20 protein-coding genes are annotated in these 19,137 nt (G+C 57.5%); 9 read left to right on the top strand and 11 right to left on the bottom strand.

Annotated features, from left to right (window positions below; translation table 11 throughout):
* Positions 1–19 precede the first annotated feature (19 nt).
* Positions 20–1,333, bottom strand: coding sequence for an MFS transporter (locus B9Z01_RS28265; RefSeq protein WP_085488862.1), 1,314 nt, complete (start codon positions 1,331–1,333; stop codon positions 20–22).
* 186 nt (positions 1,334–1,519) lie between these two features.
* On the opposite strand from B9Z01_RS28265, the gene B9Z01_RS28260 reads away from it, so the two are divergent.
* The 3 genes from B9Z01_RS28260 to B9Z01_RS35160 all read left to right on the top strand — a co-directional run bounded on the left by B9Z01_RS28260 (position 1,520) and on the right by B9Z01_RS35160 (position 4,939).
* Entirely contained in the window at positions 1,520–2,521 is a 1,002-nt protein-coding gene (locus tag B9Z01_RS28260) for a LysR family transcriptional regulator (RefSeq protein ID WP_085488861.1), read from the top strand.
* Positions 2,522–2,583: 62 nt separating this feature from the next.
* Positions 2,584–2,730: a LuxR C-terminal-related transcriptional regulator gene (locus B9Z01_RS36710; RefSeq protein WP_085488860.1), complete on the top strand. Its 147-nt coding sequence runs from the start codon at positions 2,584–2,586 to the stop codon at positions 2,728–2,730.
* Between the two features lie 1,366 nt (positions 2,731–4,096).
* The gene (locus B9Z01_RS35160) at positions 4,097–4,939 is read left to right on the top strand and encodes a hypothetical protein (RefSeq protein ID WP_143809090.1); all 843 of its coding nucleotides are present in this window, start codon (positions 4,097–4,099) and stop codon (positions 4,937–4,939) included.
* 664 nt (positions 4,940–5,603) lie between these two features.
* Here B9Z01_RS35160 and B9Z01_RS28240 read toward each other — a convergent pair.
* From B9Z01_RS28240 to B9Z01_RS28220, 5 genes are all read right to left on the bottom strand, one after another.
* Positions 5,604–6,407 (bottom strand): enoyl-CoA hydratase/isomerase family protein, encoded by an 804-nt coding sequence (locus tag B9Z01_RS28240; protein WP_085488857.1) that lies wholly within the window; start codon positions 6,405–6,407, stop codon positions 5,604–5,606.
* A gap of 22 nt (positions 6,408–6,429) precedes the next feature.
* The gene (locus B9Z01_RS28235) at positions 6,430–6,993 is read right to left on the bottom strand and encodes a hypothetical protein (protein WP_085488856.1); all 564 of its coding nucleotides are present in this window, start codon (positions 6,991–6,993) and stop codon (positions 6,430–6,432) included.
* Positions 6,994–6,998: 5 nt separating this feature from the next.
* On the bottom strand, positions 6,999–7,637 hold the full coding sequence (locus tag B9Z01_RS28230) for a cysteine hydrolase family protein (protein WP_085488855.1): 639 nt from the start codon (positions 7,635–7,637) through the stop codon (positions 6,999–7,001).
* 20 nt (positions 7,638–7,657) lie between these two features.
* Complete coding sequence (locus tag B9Z01_RS28225; protein WP_244196175.1) at positions 7,658–8,362, bottom strand: dienelactone hydrolase family protein; 705 nt, start codon at positions 8,360–8,362, stop codon at positions 7,658–7,660.
* Positions 8,363–8,441: 79 nt separating this feature from the next.
* Positions 8,442–9,137 (bottom strand): alpha/beta fold hydrolase, encoded by a 696-nt coding sequence (locus tag B9Z01_RS28220; protein WP_085488853.1) that lies wholly within the window; start codon positions 9,135–9,137, stop codon positions 8,442–8,444.
* Positions 9,138–9,291: 154 nt separating this feature from the next.
* Between B9Z01_RS28220 and B9Z01_RS28215 the strand changes: the two genes are divergently transcribed.
* Positions 9,292–10,335 carry a GlxA family transcriptional regulator gene (locus B9Z01_RS28215; RefSeq protein WP_085488852.1) on the top strand — a complete coding sequence of 348 codons (1,044 nt, stop codon included), beginning with the start codon at positions 9,292–9,294 and terminating at the stop codon, positions 10,333–10,335.
* Between the two features lie 692 nt (positions 10,336–11,027).
* On the opposite strand, the gene B9Z01_RS28210 is transcribed toward B9Z01_RS28215, so the two are convergent.
* The 4 genes from B9Z01_RS28210 to B9Z01_RS35940 form a co-directional block, all read right to left on the bottom strand.
* Positions 11,028–11,444, bottom strand: coding sequence for a cupin domain-containing protein (locus B9Z01_RS28210; RefSeq protein ID WP_085488851.1), 417 nt, complete (start codon positions 11,442–11,444; stop codon positions 11,028–11,030).
* 196 nt (positions 11,445–11,640) lie between these two features.
* Positions 11,641–12,003: a hypothetical protein gene (locus B9Z01_RS28205; protein WP_085488850.1), complete on the bottom strand. Its 363-nt coding sequence runs from the start codon at positions 12,001–12,003 to the stop codon at positions 11,641–11,643.
* A 961-nt stretch (positions 12,004–12,964) separates the two neighbouring features.
* Positions 12,965–13,795 carry a threonine ammonia-lyase gene (locus tag B9Z01_RS28200; RefSeq protein ID WP_208626268.1) on the bottom strand — a complete coding sequence of 277 codons (831 nt, stop codon included), beginning with the start codon at positions 13,793–13,795 and terminating at the stop codon, positions 12,965–12,967.
* Positions 13,752–13,976 carry a hypothetical protein gene (locus B9Z01_RS35940; RefSeq protein WP_208626265.1) on the bottom strand — a complete coding sequence of 75 codons (225 nt, stop codon included), beginning with the start codon at positions 13,974–13,976 and terminating at the stop codon, positions 13,752–13,754. The genes B9Z01_RS28200 and B9Z01_RS35940 overlap by 44 nt, the downstream gene beginning before the upstream one ends.
* A 151-nt stretch (positions 13,977–14,127) precedes the next feature.
* Here B9Z01_RS35940 and B9Z01_RS35155 point away from each other — a divergent pair, with 151 nt between their 5' ends.
* Entirely contained in the window at positions 14,128–14,280 is a 153-nt protein-coding gene (locus B9Z01_RS35155; protein WP_208626262.1) for a hypothetical protein, read from the top strand.
* A gap of 153 nt (positions 14,281–14,433) precedes the next feature.
* Here the strand turns inward: B9Z01_RS35155 and B9Z01_RS28195 are convergent, their stop codons facing one another.
* The gene (locus B9Z01_RS28195; RefSeq protein WP_208626260.1) at positions 14,434–14,820 is read right to left on the bottom strand and encodes a hypothetical protein; all 387 of its coding nucleotides are present in this window, start codon (positions 14,818–14,820) and stop codon (positions 14,434–14,436) included.
* 299 nt (positions 14,821–15,119) lie between these two features.
* Between B9Z01_RS28195 and B9Z01_RS28190 the strand changes: the two genes are divergently transcribed.
* The 4 genes from B9Z01_RS28190 to B9Z01_RS28175 all read left to right on the top strand — a co-directional run bounded on the left by B9Z01_RS28190 (position 15,120) and on the right by B9Z01_RS28175 (position 18,950).
* Positions 15,120–15,785, top strand: coding sequence for an O-methyltransferase (locus B9Z01_RS28190; RefSeq protein WP_085488848.1), 666 nt, complete (start codon positions 15,120–15,122; stop codon positions 15,783–15,785).
* A gap of 375 nt (positions 15,786–16,160) precedes the next feature.
* On the top strand, positions 16,161–17,243 hold the full coding sequence (locus B9Z01_RS28185; RefSeq protein WP_085488847.1) for a sensor histidine kinase: 1,083 nt from the start codon (positions 16,161–16,163) through the stop codon (positions 17,241–17,243).
* Entirely contained in the window at positions 17,231–17,935 is a 705-nt protein-coding gene (locus B9Z01_RS28180; protein ID WP_085488846.1) for a LytR/AlgR family response regulator transcription factor, read from the top strand. The genes B9Z01_RS28185 and B9Z01_RS28180 overlap by 13 nt, the downstream gene beginning before the upstream one ends.
* A 109-nt stretch (positions 17,936–18,044) precedes the next feature.
* Positions 18,045–18,950, top strand: coding sequence for a sterol desaturase family protein (locus B9Z01_RS28175; protein ID WP_085488845.1), 906 nt, complete (start codon positions 18,045–18,047; stop codon positions 18,948–18,950).
* Positions 18,951–19,137: the final 187 nt, after the last annotated feature.

Genomic DNA, 19,137 nt, shown 5'->3' with positions numbered 1-19,137 from the left:
CGGCGATTGAGTGCGGTCCTTACACATCGACGGCGGGCTGCGACGACGGAGCATCGTGCCGACCGGGTGTCCAGTTTCGGGCCACGCCGAGCTTCGATCGCTCCGGATCGAGCAGCCTGAAGCCGGCGAGTGCGCACATCAACAGCAGGCTCCCGAGTACGGCGAAGCCGATCTCATAGCCGGCGGACATACCGTGCACGGCACCGACGGCATGCCCCATGAGCGCCGGCGCAATCAACCCGGCGATCGTGGCGATTGAATTGTTGATGCTCAGCATCGCGCCCCGTTGCGGCGCAGGGACGACCTCGCCGATCATCAACGGGCCGAAGACGAAAATCAGTTGACTCGTGACGCTGCCAATCGCGAGGCAGACGACCTTGAAGGCCGGTGCGGCATCCACGACCGTGGAGAAGAACGCGATTCCCGCGACCAGCGCGCCGACGCTCGCGATCAAGCCCCTCGCGACTCTCGACGAAATTCCGTGAGCGAGCATCCGCTGCGACGACCACGAAAGCGCGAGCGTGACCGGGATCTGTACCGCGATGATCAGGGAGAACAGCCAGCCGGCAGACGTCGCGGAATACCCGAGACCTAGACGCAGATAGGCGGGAAACCACGTGAAACAGATCGAGATGGCGGCATAGCCGACAAAGGAGAGCATCAGATTGCCGATCAACGTTCGATCCGCGAGCAGCCGCTTGTAGGGCACGCGGTCGGACAATGCGTTCGACGCGGTAGCGTCGGCAGGCACTTCATCGACACGCCCTTCGACGGACAGCAGCACCCAGAGAGCCGTCCACGCAACACCAACGACGCCGAGCGCAAGAAACGCGTGATGCCATCCATACCGCACGATGATGAAAGTCAGCAGTGGACCGGCGATCATCATGCCGGTATTCGCCCCCTGCTGGACGATGGCGTGCGGCAGTCCGCGCCTGCGATCGTCGAACCATTTGTAGCAGGCATGGAGCGCCAGCGGGAAAGCCGGCCCTTCGCCGAGCCCTAGCACGATGCGACAGAAAACGAGCAGCGGCAGCGTGACGGTGCCCACCATCGGAAACTGGATGAGCGCCCAGATCAGCGAAAGCAGCGTCAGCAGCCATTTCGTCTTCACCCGATTGGCGAGGAAGCCGAAGCAGATTCCCGAGATCGAAAACAACAGAAAGAAGCTGCTGCCGACGAGACCGAACTGTGCCGGCGTCAGCGAAAGGTCGTGCATGATCGGGACGGCCGCGAGCCCGATCACGGCCTTGTCGGCGAAATTGACGACCATGAACAGGAATAGCATGGCCACGATGATCCAGGCTCGCCATCTCTCACTGATTGTCCGCATGTCTCCTCCTGGTGACGCAATGCCTGTTGCACATCTTTGCGCGTGACATGGCGGCGAGGGCACCTCGCATTCGCGAACGATTGCGCGGACCCGGGCGTTTCCATTGCGTTGGAGAAAACTCTACTTGTCGGCCCAGGACACGCCAATGCCTAATAGCGCAAACCAGCTATCTCGAATGGAGATGTTATGCCGACACCCGAAACAGCCGCCGAACTATTGACCCTCAAATCCATGCGGGCGCTCGTGACCGTAGCTCGCGCGGGCAGCGTCACGCGTGCTTCGGCCGAACTGGGTCTTGCTCAGTCCGCGGTGAGCAGGCAGGTCGGCGAGATGGAACGCGCGCTCGGTGGCCCGCTGTTTCACAGGACCGGGCGCGGCTTGCAACCGACTGATCTCGGAGCCGAGGTACTACCTCGTATCGAGACCTTGCTGGAAATGGCCGAGGAATTGGCGCGCTCGAGCCGTGAGAGGGCGTGCATGCCGAGCGGGATCGTGACCTTGGGGCTCGTGCCGGGCGTAGCGGGCTTCCTTGCTTCCGCGCTGTATCGCGAAGTCGCAACGCAATATCCGCAGGTGCGGTTGCGGATACTGGAGGGCTACAGTGGGGACATGGAAACGGCCTTGACCCAGGGACGCCTCGATCTCGCCGTGCTCAACCGTTATCGTGCGGAGGGCAGCAACAGCTACCGTCGACTGTTCGAAGCGCAACTGTGCGTGGTGGGACGCCGTGAGGTGCTGGCCCGCTTCCTCGGAGTCGAGGAGGCACGGCATGGCGATGCCGGATGGCCCGCCAGCTTGCCATTGCAATCGGTTGCTGGAATTCCGCTGGTCCTTCCCATCCCACCCAATGCGATTCGCAATCTTCTCGATGAACAGACCCGGGGCAAAGGAATCGCAGCCAATGTGATCCTGGAGGCAGGATCGTCCACTATCGTCATGAGCATGCTGCGCGAGCACGAGTGCGCGAGCGTTCTGCCACCGCATGCCATTGCGGATGAGCTCGGAAGCGGCCGCTTTAGCGCGGTCCCCCTTGCGGAACGCGCTTTCCGGCAGCATGTCGTGTTGGCCACCAGCAGCCAACGGCCCTTTACGCTTGCCAGCAAGATGGTGGCAGGTTTGATTCCGGGCGTGGTGAATCAACTCGGCTGCGCGTCAAGACGGCCTTCCCCCCGAAGCCTTGGCCGATAACGAGGTGTGGTCGAGTGGTGTGAACAAGGACCCTGTAAGCCGCCGTCAGCTTCAGCGAGTGGATGGCGGTGTTACGTGGTTTCGCTGCTGGTCGACTGAACAAGCAAATCGCGGCTGATCTCTATCTGAGCGAGCGGACCATAAAAAGCTGCCGCGCCGAGGTGATGCGCGAGATCGACGCCCACTCTGGTCGCTCTCGGGTAACGTGATCACCGACGTCGGCGCTCACGAACACTGAACTGGCGACTCGGCCGGGGACCGGTACCGACCCGTTCCCGTCGATCGGGCCGTCAGAGATGTGGGGAGGTTCCGGATGTCGAGCAGTTGCTCGGTGCAACCGCTCATGGATATGAAGAGGAGGGCTATGACGCAATCGAACCAACTCGCCCGGGTGTCCGCTTTCCGTAACCGTGACATACCCATTGATCATAATCGCCGCGATATCAATTTCCGTATGGCAAGCACGTGATTTCCTCATTCGCCTAATAATTCATGGAATAGAGGCAAACAAAACTGACTGCATGTTCGCGCGTCAGTGGCTCTGATATAACGGCGAATTTGCCTTGGTCATCCAGTCGAATCTATAGCGTCAGGCGGTTCGTCAGTCTGGTGCTATTTGCAGCCCATTCGCGACACCAACTACCAAACTTCCTTTTCTGGGATGTGTTTGTGAGCGAGCGGGTTTGCTTTTCGACCACCCACTTCGACTGATCTGAGATCAAGAAAAATCCGAGGCGCGGACATCACCTGTTGCTGATGAATTTGATTGTAGTGGCGCGATCGGGAAAGGACTAGTAATTGCCGGGAAGGTGGTGAATCGCACATAAGCGAGCGTGATATTGCAGTATCTGTTAGTTCTCTTCCATCAGGGAGAATCCCCGTGAACCGACGAGCGTTCTTGGCCAGATCGTTGGGCGCATCATTAGCGGCCGTGCCGACAATTGGGCGCACATACGTAGGTTGCGGGCCGGTCATGCCTCCCGGAATCCAAATGTGCGAGGCGGGCCTCGCAGCGTCGGTCGCTCCCGTAGCGATCCAGCAAATGCCCGAATGGTGCTGGGCGGCCTGCATAGAGGCTGTCTTCCGTTATTACGGGCACTACATACCGCAAGTTGAAATCGTGAGAGAAACATGGGGCGAAATAGTCAACCTACCTGGCCAGCCTCAACAAATCGTTGCCGACCTGAACCGTCCATGGGTGGACACGGAAGGTAACCCTTTCAGGGTCTTTGGGGACGTATACAGTGCGAATGTCATCACAGCGTCCCAAGACCTCGCGAATAACATGCCACTGATTATCGGTTCAATGGGCCATGCGATGGTGCTTACCAGTTTGCAATGGGCAAGGAATGGATTGGGAGCGCAGCAGATCGCAGCAGCAATTGTACGAGACCCTTGGCCGGGAAATGCAATGCAGCGGATTCTAAGCCCACAGGAGTGGTTTTCAGTTAACTTTCTGATTCGAATAAGAGTGATTTAATGTTTCCGTCAATTTTTTGGAATTTCGGTTGCATACAGGGTGTGTGAATTTTGTATAAAACTTGGCAATATTTGTTGGCTGATGGGAGACATAAGATGACCGCGACGCCAATTGGACAACAGATCAACTCGTTTACCGAGAAAGAATGGGCTGCACTGAAAGAAATTGCCAACAGACCAGAACGACCGTGGTGGCGGGATTACCCTTTTCTCGTTTCACTGCTTGCATTTACTTTGTCACTATCCACTTCTATTATTTCCGCATATGAGAGCCGCATACGCGACATCCATGACCAGCAGGCCCAATTGGCTTCGGCGTTAGCGTCTTTGCAGGATCTGAATTTTAAGCAGGTGGAAATACATGAAAAATATAAGGGCACGGCAAACGAATTTCAAGCCGCCGCACTGCTAAATAATGAGATTAGCAGTACATTGCATACGGCAGAGAAACTCGGACTACAACTTGGAACTCGTGCTACAACAGCGGATCTTACCGGTGTCGCAGAAGGGCTTTACGGACTTGGTCAATATGAGTCGACTGAGAAGTTACTAAATTTTGCTCTGAAGGCAGCAGAAACGGCCAACGATGCATCAATGGCACTGCGCGATCTCGGTTTCTACATGATCCGTTCTGGAAAGGGCCCAGCGGCGTTGAAAATGGGCCAGGATTATTACGAACGAGCCTACAATATTGACCGTGAATATGACCTTTCCACCCAGCCTGCGGCAGTGACATGGTTACGCGTGAGCGCTCTATTGAGCTGGGCAAATGCACTGGCGACCGTCGACTGCATCGACGCGCAGAAGCACTATCGGGATGGGGTCGCGCTATTGCAGAACTCACCGAGCACAATAGACTTCGACAGAGTACGTTACGCGGCGCAACAGCAATCAACAACCGGAATCGGCGGAGTGCAATCCTGTCCACCTCTGCCTTGATACAGGACCTCCGTACAATTCGATAGCACGTTGCTCGGAATCAGTACTGGGCGATGCAAGTAGCTCTCTGTATAGCGCTCCAGTCGCACGACTTGCCACGTGTCGTGTTTCAAACATTTTTCATTTCATATCGATCGCTGCTTCGTCGCAAGAACGGCAGCCGCTAAATCAGAAAGAGATCGTTGGTGTTCATCAGTTTTCGTTGAACCACGAACGATCGCAATTGCAGAGATCTTTCATGGGGCATCCGGCAAGCTTCAGATGCGAACCCTCCGCTCGAATGGCGGTTTTAGGATGAGCGATCGGCAGTTCCTGGCCGCTTGCACTCGCTGAGCCATGAAGCCACAAAGCAACCGCTGGCCCGGGCGGATGTTTCTGACCGGCGGCTTACGGGGTAGGATATTGAACGCGCACAGTCGGCCAGAAGGAGTCATTCATCCGCACCGTCGGTCAGGCACTCGGGCGTCGGTTCCTCTCAGGAACCGGTCATTTAATTCGCAATCGCGAAGTGTTGCTTGTTGGCCATGGCCGACCTCAGGCTGCAGCGTGCTTCACGGACGTTTTGCTCCACGGCACCCACGAATTTCCGGTTTTACCGCAAGCCTAACGCTACCGGGCACAGCTGCTCGATCTGCTGGCTAAAGTCACTGGCTGATCGCGACACTCACAAATTACCAATGTGGTGACCAAGGTTCAGCTCGAATTCACCCGCCTTACCAATACCCCGCTCAAGTAGCTTGGGCATACGCTCGCGCGCACCGGGCCAGCCAAAAGTCTTGAAGAAAGTATTTTCGGTGGCCCGGAGCTGCGTATCGTCGGGCAAGCCAATCTGGTTGATCGTTGCTTTGCAGGTGCTCAGCGCCTGCTTATCGAACGACAGAATGCGCCGGACGAAGTTGTCGACAAATGCATCGAGTTGAGCTTCCGGAATGGCGCGGTTGATCCAGCCGTACCGCTCTGCCGTTGTCGCATCGAAGTCATCCGCACCGAGAATGATTTCGAGCGCTCGCGCTCGTCCGACCAGAAGCGGTAAACGTTGCAATGCGCCGCCGCCCGGGATCAGGCCAGTCCCAACCTCGGGTTGACCAAAAATAGCTCGCTCTTGGCTCGCGAAGCGAATGTCGCACGCCAAGGTGAATTCGCTTCCGCCGCCGCGAGCCCTGCCGCGGATGACGGCGATGCTGATGACATCACTGTGCGCGAGCCGGGTTGCGGCATCGATCCAGCGCGGAGTTCCGAAACGGCTGCGTGGCTCGGCAGTGCTGTAGTGGGCAATGAAGAAATCCGGATTTGCGCTCTCGATGGTTACCACCTTGAGCGACCGGTCCGTTTCGATCTCGCCGACGAGATCGTAGAACTCGTCGTACATACCATCGGTAAAGGCATTGATCGGAGGATTATTCAGCGTGACCCGCCAATGTCCCTGAGTTGTCATGTCGACAGCGATTTTCTTTTGGACGTCGCTCATGGTGTCTCCTTCAATAAGCAGATCATCTTGATGACTTATCCCATCGGCCGGCGATTGCTTTGCGTTCGATATCTTTTCCGTAGAGCGGAGCTTCTTCCGAGTTGTGCAGGCTAATCGCCTTACCAGCGAACGCTCGAGCCTGTTCAAGCGTGATTCCGCGCTTCTTGAGTGCGTCGAGATAACCTGGCGCGACATGAAGCTCGATGCGGTTCATGAACTTGGTGGTCATCGCATCGACAGCTTCTGCGATGAACTCCCAGATGACGATCACCTTGGTCCGATCATCAATCGTCGGACCGATCGAATCGGATACAGATACCAGCCGGCAATGCGATCTTTCGGAAATGTCCTCGACGTAGTGCTGAATCATGAGATTTCCTACGTGCTCGACATTGACGGACATACGTTTACCGTCTACGTGCAGGGTTGATCCGCCTGCTATGTGGGCCGTTGAGCATGCCTGATATTCCGCATCGGTCAACGTAAACACCCATTCGGTAAGGTCAATCCTTCCGATCGGCGCATGGATGGTGGCTTCAACCACGGACGTCGCAATCAAGCCATCACTTTTCTGTGCTTCGCTCATCTCGGCTATTCCTTGGACGCGTTGGTCAGTTTCTCGATGAGTTCCGCAGTCGAAAGAATGGCGCTCGCGTACTGTGGAAAGTTGAATTTGAGCGACGCGTCCATTTCCGGGAAGCCGAAACTCCCGATCGCGTCCTTGACCAGCGTCACCTCGTAACCCAGTTCGGCGGCAAATCGGACCGTCGACTCGATGCACGTATTGGCACGCAAGCCAACCACGATCACCTTACGCACGCCGTATTTCTTCAGTAGGAGGTCGAGATCGGTATTCGCGAAGCCACTCGACATCCAGTGCTCCTGGGCCACCACGTCGCCGGGTTTCGGTTCGAAATCCGGATGGAAGCATCCGCCCCAGGTGCCCTCCGCAAATACACGATGATTGGCCGCGTCGGCTTGTACGGGCGGCATCGTTTTCCAATGCGCGTACGTATCCGTTTCGCGCCATCGGTGGTGGGGAGCGATGAATACCTGCATGCCGTGGGACCGGGCTGCTGCCAGAATCTGGCGCATGTGTTCGACAACATCGAGCTTTATGAGCGTCTCTTTGCTGAGCTGATACAGCTTGCCGCCTTCCGATAGAAAATCGTTGTAAGGATCGACGATCAGTAAGCCCGTCAGTTCAGGTGCGTACGTCAGGTCGGTCACTTAACACTCCTGGTTAAGAGTCAGGCGTTTGCAAGATGGCGGTGCAGAAATGCTTCCGTTCTGCCATTGGCCAGGGACGCGGCAGCGGCATCGTAACGCGTCCCGCTATGGCGGGCGAAAGCGTGGTAGCAGCCGGGGTAGGTGAAAAATTCGACGTTGAGACGGCTACCGAGCGCTTCCTTGATGCTACGCTGCGCTTCCGGGGTGACAAACTCATCCTCTTCGCCCACGTGCATGATTATCGGCGCGGCGAGGCCGGCACTCTCACCCAGGAAGCGCTCGGTCTGACCGCCGTAATACCAGGCTGCGGCATCGACGTGGCTGCGCGCGGCCGTCAGGTAGGTCATGAGTCCACCGAGGCAGAAACCCATGACGCCAACCTTGCCGTTACACCCCTGAAGGGCACGAGTCACTGCGACGACAGCGGCGATATCGCGCACGCCACGGTCGAAGTCGTAGTGTTCGTACAGCGCCAGCCCCTGTTTCCACTCTTCCGGGCTCCAGGAATGCAGGTCCAGGCCTGGCGCCTCACGCCAGAACAGCTCCGGAGAGACGGCGATGAAGCCCTTGCCAGCCAGCTCCTCGCAGGTGGCACGCAGATCGGCGTTGACGCCGAAGATCTCCTGAAGCACGACGACCGCGGGCGCGGACGGATGATCGGGATACACCACGTAGGCATTGAGGGCACCATCGGCGACCTCGACCTGCATCGATTGCCTGTTCATTGCACCGTCCTCTTTGGTGTGCCGTCACCTGCTTTGATGATGAGGCGATCGTTCATTGAAATCCCCTTCAACGCGAGAACTACTCGTTGACGTGGACGCTGTTAGCAGCCTCGATGATGAGTTGGGCGGTCTCCTTGGCGTGAGACATGTAAGCTACATGACTCGACTTCACTTCGATCGTCTGCGCGTTCATGCGCTTCGCCATCATGCGCTCCTGGTCCGGGTTAATGGACCTGTCCTCGGTGGCCACCATGTACCAGGCAGGCTTCGATTTCCAGGCAGGGTTGGTCACCTTGTGGGTAAAGGAGTCGGCGGAGATCAGCACCTGTGACGCGGCCATAAAGGCGGTTTGCGCTTCCGGAAGGTCCGCGGCAAAGTCCGCGTGGAACGCCGCTGGATCAATGTAGAAGTAGCCATCATCGGTCGCCTTGATCCCCGTAGTGGCTGGCGGCACGTCCTGTTCGATGGAGGCGCAGCTTTCTCCGGTGTCCAGACCGAACGCGGCGATATAGACAAGGGCTGCCACCTTCGGATGGTTCCCGGCTTCGGTGATGACCGCTCCACCGTAGCTGTGGCCCACCAGGACCACAGGGCCAGGCTGCCGATCAATCACAGCCTTCGTAAACTTCACATCCTCGGCATAAGACGTCTCCGGATGTTGAACGATGGCGACCGTATAGCCTTCTTTCTTGAGGATGTTGAAGACAGGTTCCCAGCCCGAGCCATCGGCAAAAGCACCGTGAACCAACACCACGTTCCTGACCGCCTGCTTCATGACACCTCCTTATCTCATCGGTTTTTTGCCTTGATCTGAGCTGGTCGTTAATTCGTTTGTCGGAGCCCAAGGATCTTGGCAAACTTTGCTTTGCAAGTTGATGTTTCACAGCCATCACACGGTGGCGCCACCAGCATAGTCAGGGAGGGCCGCAATGCCGAGAGACAAAAGTGACAAAGTGGCAGGCAAAACTGCCATTCGGCCGCTCCCCCAAAAGACGAGCATCGGGATACTTCTCTACGGGGGAGCCAGACTCGCCGCAGCGCACGGCCTCACGGATCTATTCGAGGCTGGGAACTACTACAGCGCACAATTCGGTGGAGGACATCCGGCGACGCTGGAGGTTAGTCATTGGAGAATAAGCCCGGACTCGGCGCAACCGGGGTGCGTTTTCTCCTCGCACGGGGATCCGCCAAGTCGACTCGATTGCCTGATCATTGCTCCTCCCGTCAATATCGACCACCAGACGGAGGAAACCGAGAATCTGCTTGACTGGGTAACGCAGCAGCACGCCTCAGGCACTCTGCTCTGCGCAGTATGCGGGGGAGTCTTCATGCTCGCCCGCACAGGCATGTTGAACGGCAGGTCGGCTACTACGCATTGGAACTATGCGCGGATACTCGCGGAATGGTTTCCAGAACTATCCGTCAATTCTGACGAGCTCATCATCGATCTGGGGGATGTCATCACCGCCGGCGGAGTCCTGGCCTGGGTCGATTTAGGGCTACGGCTGGTGGATCGCTATCTTGGACCTGTGGTCATGGTGAAGACCGCCCAGTTTTTTCTCGCCGACCCGGCGGGCCGCCAGCAACGCTTCTACGCGAACTTCGCACCCTCGCTGCATCATGGGGACAAAGCTGTCCTGGACGTTCAACTCTGGCTTCAGACGACTCACGCCCAAGCGGTCACGGTCGAGCAAATGGCCACCAAAGCACAGCTGGGACATAGAACCTTCTTACGCCGCTTTCAAAAGGCGACCGGCCTCAAGCCTACCGAATACGCACAACGCCTGAAGATACAGAAGGCGCGGGAGCTTTTGGAGTTCACGACATTATCCATAAAGGAGATTTCCTGGAAAGTGGGGTATGAGGACACGGGCTTCTTTCGCAAAACCTTCGAGAAATTCGTCGGTCTGGGACCTACAGATTATCGACGCCGGTTTGGAACCGGCGGTCGAGCGGCGCTTGGGACCGCCTAGGCGCCGCAAAATCGAGTCAATAGCACGGCCCCGGCAACATCGATTTCAACAGAGAAAGTGACAAAAATTTGCGCTTGCCTCGTGGAAGCCTATATAAATCGATGAAGTAGCATTCCTTCACATTGCGGATGCTGAGCTCATCCCGCTCCAATACCAGCATTAGGCCAACAGCTAGCCTCGCTGACTGCGAGTGAAGCCGATCGCGACGACACGGCTGGACGGTCTGAAGGTCGAAACGATGAAGGCGGCCCACGAACTCGTTGAATCAGGACGGACCATCGGAAAGGTCGTGATCGCAATTTGATCGAGTCGGGGCTCGCTCGTCATCCTCTGCTGACATACAAACGCATCCCTCTGGATTGAACGTCCGCTGCCTGTGCGGAATAGCCGTTCGAGCGTCTCTGGGCGCACGCCGACGAATGGCGGACGATGGCCGGGAGTACGCGTTCACCCACCTTGCCGGAAAGCTGCCGTTGAGGACTCCAACGTCAGATCTGTGGAACGTGTATGGAACTGGTGCTTTCGGCCATGAACGATCGGCCGATCACGCTTTTAAATGAGCATTCGAACGTCCGGTCTGCCCCAAACGGTAGACCTTCGCGTGTCGATGATTACGGGCAAGTGGTCGGCCAAAGGGAAAAATCGAAGCGAGGTGACTGCGCCCGCACATATCGCAGTGCTTTCCGAGGAGATCAATGCAATGGATCAAGAAACGGTGTGTCCGGGTCGCTGGTGTAAAAGACAACGACACGGAGGGACTCGCTGAGGCTTCGGTTATAACCGGTCATCTTAACGTGCGGCGGCTCCACCATTGCCTGACCTTGAGTGACGGTGACGGGCGCCATGCCTTCCATCTCTAAAGTGAAGGCACCTTCCAGCACATAAACAGTCACCGGAAACCTGTGCGTATGAAAAACGGTTTTATCGCCGGGTTTGAAACTCGCTGTCAAAACGCGAAGCTCCTGTTTTTCCCCTTTCGGCATGCCTTCGACAATTTGCTGAAGAAGTATTTGAGGCTTGACGGTTCCCGACTCTTGTGCCGCACAAGGTAGGCAGACGGCCGAGCCCAAGGCGAGGGCTACGAAAGTCAAACAGGTAGTCGTTTTCAATGTCTACTCCATTCAAGATAATACTCGCCAGCGGATGCCGCCAAGCCAAGACTGAAAAAGGAGATTCTGGACTGTGCCCGCTACATGTCCTGGACACGTGGTGAGTATTGGCGGCGTCGAACGACGGCAGAGGCGAGGGGACTGTGTCCAAACTCAAAATTACTCGAATTGCGAACCACCCCTGCCGTGCTTAAAGCTATTTCAAAACGACCGCGTAAAGCACAACCTCAGTCTTGCCAACATTCTTTATGGAATATGCCGTGGTTGATCCATTTGATTCGTCAAACCACTTTACGTCGCCGGTCTTAAAGACGATTTCATTCGTTTTGCCATACAGGTAAATTCTTAAAAGCGTGCCGCCCTTCTTGACGCGCACGACGCGGTTGCCCACGGTTTCAACCGCCCGGATTTGTCCGGGTTTCCACGTAGCCTCCCGAACCTGCACCTTATCGTTCTCCAGCAATATCTTTTCGACTCTGTCACCTTTCGTGTCCATCGCTTTGTCTTCTGCCATTGCGGGGCTCAAGCCGCCCGCAGACAACATCAGAGCAGCAGCCACGGGGACCAGCTGCAGGCGAGCATAACGGTCTCCTTTCGCGATGGAATCGCAGATGTCACCTTCTCATGAGTTACCTCAACCCCGAGATACGCGAAAAATTTCAGTATGGCTGCGCAGTCGTCGTTCTCCCGATCAGGGCTCCGGTCATGTGTTACGGCAATCCATAGTTTTTTTCGGGCCGTCACAGGGACGGCTTGAGCATAATTGACGACAAGAGCTGGCGTGACAGGCAGCGCGATGGGGAGCACGCGCACGGGCGTCCTGTTGATTGAAACTCGGCGTCCGCGTAGTTGACCCACGGGCGCGAGTCACGAGGAGTCCGGGGAGGTGGGCTACGCGCTTACTATAATGATCCGGCCGATTTTCTTCTCTGTGCGGCAAGTCACACTTCTTCGGCGCTAATCGTATCGTGGCTTTTGAAATTCTTACGACCAGAACTCACCGAAAGTCTTTAGATATCTCTTTGATGTCTGCCAAGCGACAGCTTCGCGAAACAGGATGCCTGGCAGCGGCAAAGGTACTTTTCGTAGACTATCTTCAACGTCTCGTTTCATTGACGTTTTCGCTCCAACGGTAAACTTGGATTTAGCTTCCATTCGCGATGGCTTTAACAAACCTTGCGCGAAACAGCTGTTGTTGCCGCATTGGATGTTGCTGAGCAAGGGTGACGGCAGGGACCCGCTTCCGGCTGCGTAGAACACGCTTGCCAACGGCTGAAAATAACCTGGCATCGGTCATTACGTCGAAAGCAAGTCGATCGTTGGCAATGGGTCGACCAGGGGCGGTCGCTATCGGACCGTGTTCGGCCACTTTCAGCCGCTCGACATCAGCGGGTAGATCGTTGACAACCGGGGAGGAGCAGTGGCTAAGTGCTAATGCCCCAAGACTGCGGGAGATGTTCCTTACTGATAGTCCAACATGACATGCGTGAGTAGCGCCCCGCTTGGCCTTGTTGCACTACCTAAGCCTGCATCCATGCACTAAATGAGTCGGGCAGGACATTCGAACCGCAGATCACTGCGGCCACGCGCTTGCCGCGGTAACGCAAGGGGTCTTCCAGGATTGCTGCGATGCCGAGGGCGGCCGAAGGTTCCACGACAAGGGCAGCGTGCCGATAGAGCATTTGCATGCCCGCTACGATGCTCTCTTCTTTGACCAGCGGGACGTGATCTGCGATGGCGAGCAGATCGCCAAGCACCGCCGAAATGGGAAACCGGCCCGCGACGCCATCGGCGATCGTATCGGTGCGCTCAGTGGTAACGATCGACCGTGCCCGCCAAGACATGGCCATTGCAGGAGCACCTATTGGCTGCACGCATACGACTTCCGTCGCTGGTGACAAGGTCTTGAAGACATGACCCACACCGGTGGCCAAAGCGCCTCCGCCAAGCGCGAGCAGGATTGTATCGATGCGATCGAACCCATCGAGGAGCTCAAGGCCGATGGTGCCCGCGCCTTCACAGGTGTCGAGGTTTTCGCTGTCCTCCACGAGAAACGCATCGCCATGGGCTGCGATTTCCCGGGCACGCTCACGCGCATTCTCGATGTCTCCCTCGACCAGTTCGACTGCCGCGCCCAGCCGACGGATCCGGTCAATTTTCGCGACATTGGCGCTTGTGCCCGCAATCACCGTGACATCGATTCCGCGTGCGTGGCCACTATAGGCGAGTGCCTGCCCGAGATTGCCAGCGCTTGCGCAGACGGCGCCCCTTGGCCCCGGGCTTCCTGCGAGACGTGACACCACGACATCAGCCCCGCGCCCCTTGAAGCATCCGATCGGGTTCGCGGTCATCAAGTTTGATGACGAGTTCGCAGCCCAGCAGGTCTCCAAGAGCGGGGCAATCGAATTGCGGCGTGTCGCGAAACACCCGTGAAATCACCTGCCTCGCTTTCAAAATGCGTCCGAGATCGAGTCGGGTGTCCGGCTGCGTGGCCTTAAAGTGTTCTGTGGATCGTTCGCTGAGAGGCAGCATAAGATGGGCCTTGTCCGGAAGGGGGCTTTGATGAGCAATCGTGGTATAGCAGAAGGGGCGAATCGGGACACGAGTTGAAATCGACGGCATGCCGTACAAGGCCTCAACGAAGACAGGCGAGTCGCGCAAACGACGCGAACCCGGTTGCCGAGTGACCAATCCCCGTGAGTATAACCAGAACCTTAAGCAGCGCGGGCAGCTCAGCCTGTATTCTCCGGACGGCGATCTGAAGGCGCTGTTTATCGGCGCAAAGCCTTACGCACCGGGCGTGTCGGGTCGTCAACCGACCTATACCTCTGGCTGACAGCTATCTGGCTATCGTCTCGGTGACAACGTTTGGCTATCGAAAGGCTGGGACCCGAACGGCTGAGACCGGCCAGGGAACGGTCGGTCGAAACTTCATAGTGAGCGGCGCGGATGGGGCGGCTACGGCCAACCGCGTCAGGCAATAGTCGGCTTACTGTCTCCGTTCACGTTCCCGTTGCCGACGTTCGCCTGCCGCTCGGGCTTCCGCCAGACTCTCAATTTGCTCGCGCGTAGACAGAACATGCGCGACGGCTATCGGCCAGTCGCAGCACTCCCTGATTCCGCGCTCGTTCATTTCGAACCACGTGTCACGGGCGGCCGCGTCGAGCGTGTCGGCCCTGCGCATGAAATCAAGCGCCAGATTGTGCAGTGCCGCGTCTCTGGTGATGAGCGCCGCCACGCGGAAAGGTGCATTGGAATTCTGCGCTGCGATGTAGTTTTCACGCTCACTTTCGGTCGAGTGGTAATTCGTGCCATCGCGAACATCCGTTCGCACGCCCCAGCGGCGGCCGTGCTTGTTAATTTCGTCACTTGTCATGTATCCCATACTGTTCCTTTCTGGGTTGATAGCCTAGTTGCCGATCGATTGCAATTGCCTCAGACGTTCGCGGCGCTGTCGGTCCTGTGGGCGCGCACTAATGTGCCTCTTGCTCTGCGTGAGAGTACACAACATTGGCTGATCTAGACGGAATGTCCGTTCTCGAGAAAGCTGAAGGTCCCTAATGGGTCGGTTTGATGCGTTCGCTGTCGGACCGGGTCGACCATGAAGGGACACTTGAAGGGGGCGCCGGCAATCTAGAGGACTTTCTTCTATAACTCATGTCGGGAGCGTTAAATATGCAAGCTGCCTGGACTAGTGACGATGAATACATTGTCGATCGGCTTGTGCATTCTGATGATGCTTTGAAGAATGCACTTTCCGCGAATACCGCTGCCGATCTGCCGCCGCATGATGTCGCGCCCAACCAGGGGAAACTACTGCATATTTTCGCGCGCATGATACGCGCGCGTCGCGTGTTAGAAATCGGGACACTCGGCGGATATAGCACCATCTGGCTCGCTCGCGCGTTGCCTGAAGGTGGCAAAGTCGTCACGCTCGAGGCAGATGCTGCACACGCCAAAGTGGCACAATTAAATATTGAAGGGGCCGGGCTTGCCAACGTTGTGGAACTGCATGTGGCTCCGGCGCTGGAGAGCTTGGCAAGACTACCTGCCGAAGAACCCTTCGATCTCGTTTTCATTGATGCGGACAAACAGAATAATCCTGCATATCTTGAATGGGCGCTTCGGCTGTCACGTTCCGGGACCGTCATCATCGGTGACAACGTCGTACGAGACGGAGCGATCACTGATCCTGACAGCGTGGACCCTCGGGTGCAGGGTGTTCGCCGCTTCTTCGATATGATCGCCGATGAGCCTCGCCTGACCGCCACGGCTTTGCAAACGGTTGGCAGTAAAGGGTGGGACGGCTTCATGATCGCGATCGTGAACGACCACGTCTGAGGCAGATAGATAAACCGGTTTGGGCATCTATATCGACCGCATCAGGCTCCGTTCGGTCAGTTTCGGCCGCTCAGTCATCCGTCGCGAATGTCTCTTCTCCGCATCCCATCCGACAGTCGACAGAGTTGACACAGGCATTTTCGCAGTGGATCGACTTGTCTGTCCGGACCCATTGCACTTCGGTGATACTTGTCCATCGCCAATCGCCAATAGTCCACGGAGGCAGGGTCTCGCATTGCCCCCGGAGAAGTTTTTGCTATTACCATATTCAGAGTTCGCCAGGACTGGGGGGGTGAGGCAACCGCCATTGGGCATGGTCGAAATATGGCACGTGGCGAAACCTGTGTCGTGGCAGAGCATAAATGAGCCAGGGAAATGAACACTAGTTATCTCTTCGTCGAACCCAAACCGATGATCTTATGGCGACGCCTGCTTTGGGTGTGGGCTACGTTCTGGCTACTCATGCTGGCTCTTGGGATTCAGGAGTCGCTGTGGTCAGGCAGGCTGCAGTTCTGGCGGCCGCTTGTCAACAACGGCACCTCAGCGCTTGCTGCCACGGTGCTGATTGCAGTGCACATCAGGCGTAGGGATTGGCGCGATAGTCTTCTCAACCAGCCGCTGCGATGGTTTCTCCACTCCTGGGCGTCGATGCCGCTGCAAATGGTCGCGTATATCACCGCAATGTATGCGTTGCGATTTGGTATCTATGCACTGGCGGGCTCCAGGTACCAGCACGGACCGTGGCTCGAAGTGATGGCCTACGAAGCGACGAGTTTCGTCATGTTCTATGCGTTGTTCAGCGGTATCCTTTTCGGCGTCCGGTCCTACAGGGCGTGGGTAGAAGAGCGGTTGGCCGCCGAGAAGCAGGCGAACCTCGCGCGACAGGCGCAACTCGCACAACTGACCCAGCAACTGCAACCCCACTTTCTGTTTAACGCGCTGAACAGCGTTTCATCGTTGATCCATACTGATCCCGACGCGGCCGACATCCTGCTCACCCGTCTGGCGACCCTGTTGCGCGCGGCGACCGACGCAAGTCAGCGTCCAGAGCAGTCACTGGCCGACGAGCTGACTTTGCTGCGCGCCTATGCAGACATCATGGTTCAACGTTTCCCTGATCGCGTCCGGATTTCATGGGAGGTCGACGCCAATACACAGGATTGCCGCGTCCCCACACTCGGACTTCAACCACTGCTGGAAAACTGCTTCCGTCATGTTGTCGAGAAGCGCAGCGCGTTGACGCACATTGCAATACGCATCAAGCGTAGTGTGAACCGGCTGAAGATCGAGTTCGAGGACGATGGGGATCTGCAGCGTCTTCCTGAACGGCGTGGTGTGGGTCTTGGTAACCTCGAGCGCCGTCTGCAATCGTTGTACGGTACGCAGGCGAGCCTTGAATTGCGACTGCGGCCGGGAAACGGCCTGATAGTTGGGGTGAGCCTGCCATGCGCGCACTGATTGTCGACGACGAGGCACTTGCTCGCGGGAAGCTGCTGCGTATGCTTCAGGCATCTCCCGATGTCGAGGTGATTGGCGAAGCCGCCGACGGTGCAACAGCGCTGATGCTGGCTGCGCAGTTGCAGCCGGACGTGATCTTCCTCGACGTACAGATGCCTGAGATCGACGGCTTCGACGTGGCAGCGTCGTTGCCGGACAATGCTCCAGCGGTGGTATTTGTTACCGCGTTCGATCAGTATGCATTGCGGGCCTTCGACGCCCAGGCAGTCGACTACCTTTTGAAACCTGTCGAGCCGGAGCGTCTCGCGCGTACCGTGCAGCGGTTGCGCGAGCCTGTCCGCGGTGCGGCTCGTCCGAGCGTTGGCATGCCGGCGCATTTGGTGATCGCAGATCGGGGACAAACGCATGTCGTGCACTGCGCGGATATCGAATGGCTGGAGGCGGCCGACAACTACGTCAACATCCATCTTCCCGGACGCAGCCTGCTGATACGACGCACGCTGGCCGCTTTGCTCAATGATCTCGCCCCTGCATTTGTCCGCACGCATCGCGGCGCTGCGGTGGCGCTCGCCGCAGTGCTCGCTGTGCGGCCGCGCGGCAAAGGCGATGCCACAGTGGTGCTGCACAGTGGTGTCGAGGTCCCCTGCAGCCGACAGCATCGCGAAACGCTGATGCAGCGTCTGCGGCAATAGCGCGGATCACCCAATCTGCCCCGCGGCAGACCCAACTCGTCCCAGGCGGATTGCTACGCCGGGAGCCCCAAACTACGCTGGCTGATATCACCCTTTGGATGATCCGGCCATGCCTGTGCTGCTAACGGTACTCAAATACGCCAATGCCCTGGTCCTCGTCGCTTCAATGGCCGAGGCTCTGGTGTTCGTTGTCCGACGCGGCTGGCATGGCTATGACTGGAAGGCAGGCAGCGTGTCAGTGGCCGACTTTCTCGTTCGTGAGTACCCGTTGCGCTGGATGCTGCCACTGGTGTTCTGGAGCGATGCAATGAACTGGGTCTGGCGGCACCGGCTCTGGACGTTGCCGATGAACCATTGGAGCGGGTGGCTGGCCTGCTTCGTTGTTCAGGAGTTCTGCTATTACTGGTACCACCGCGCGGCCCACCGGACGCGTTGGTTCTGGTGCACCCACGCGGTCCACCATTCACCGAATCAACTCTACCTGTCCACCGCGTACCGTATCGGCTGGACTGGCCGTCTGACTGGATCGACGCTGTTTTTCGTGGCCGCGCCGCTACTCGGCATTCCACCCCAGAGCGTGATGCTGCTGCTTTCACTCAACCTGCTTTACCAGTTCTGGCTGCACGTCACCTGGATTCCACGCCTCGGACCGCTTGAATGGATTCTCAACACGCCTTCGGCACACCGCGTGCATCATGCGTCCAACCTCGAATACCTTGATGGAAACTATGGCGGCGTGCTGATCGTGTTCGATCGGCTGTTTGGTACCTATATTGCAGAGATGCGCGACGTGCCATGTCGCTTCGGTCTGGTCCGGCGAGTCACGTCCTATAACCTGCTCACTATCGAGTTCCAGCACTGGCACACGTTGTGGCGTGACCTCCTGTCCGCGCGTTCTGTACGCGATATTTACGGCTACGTAGCCAAACCACCCGGCTGGAAGCCAGACGGCAAAGGAGAAACAACAGAAGAGCTAAGGCGTCAGGCAGACCCGCAGTCCTTCGGAGTGGGATAGCGATAGTATCGCCTGGCTACTTGAGAGCGGCCGTTCGCGAGCGCCGACTACGTGTGGCCCCTGTGTCCACCCTCGGACGCGTTTCGCCGGCCCAGGCAAACCGCGCCTGCCAGACCGCGCTAGCCGCCAGACCGTGCAACCTGTTCGCGTACGTCACGCCCGGCAACGCGGCCTGTCGCCTGGTCAA

This window comes from Paraburkholderia susongensis, assembly GCF_900177725.1.
GTDB classification, from domain to species: domain Bacteria; phylum Pseudomonadota; class Gammaproteobacteria; order Burkholderiales; family Burkholderiaceae; genus Paraburkholderia; species Paraburkholderia susongensis.
The sequence above is the reverse complement of the archived record's forward strand: the minus strand, read 5'-3'. Positions and strand labels throughout refer to the sequence as shown.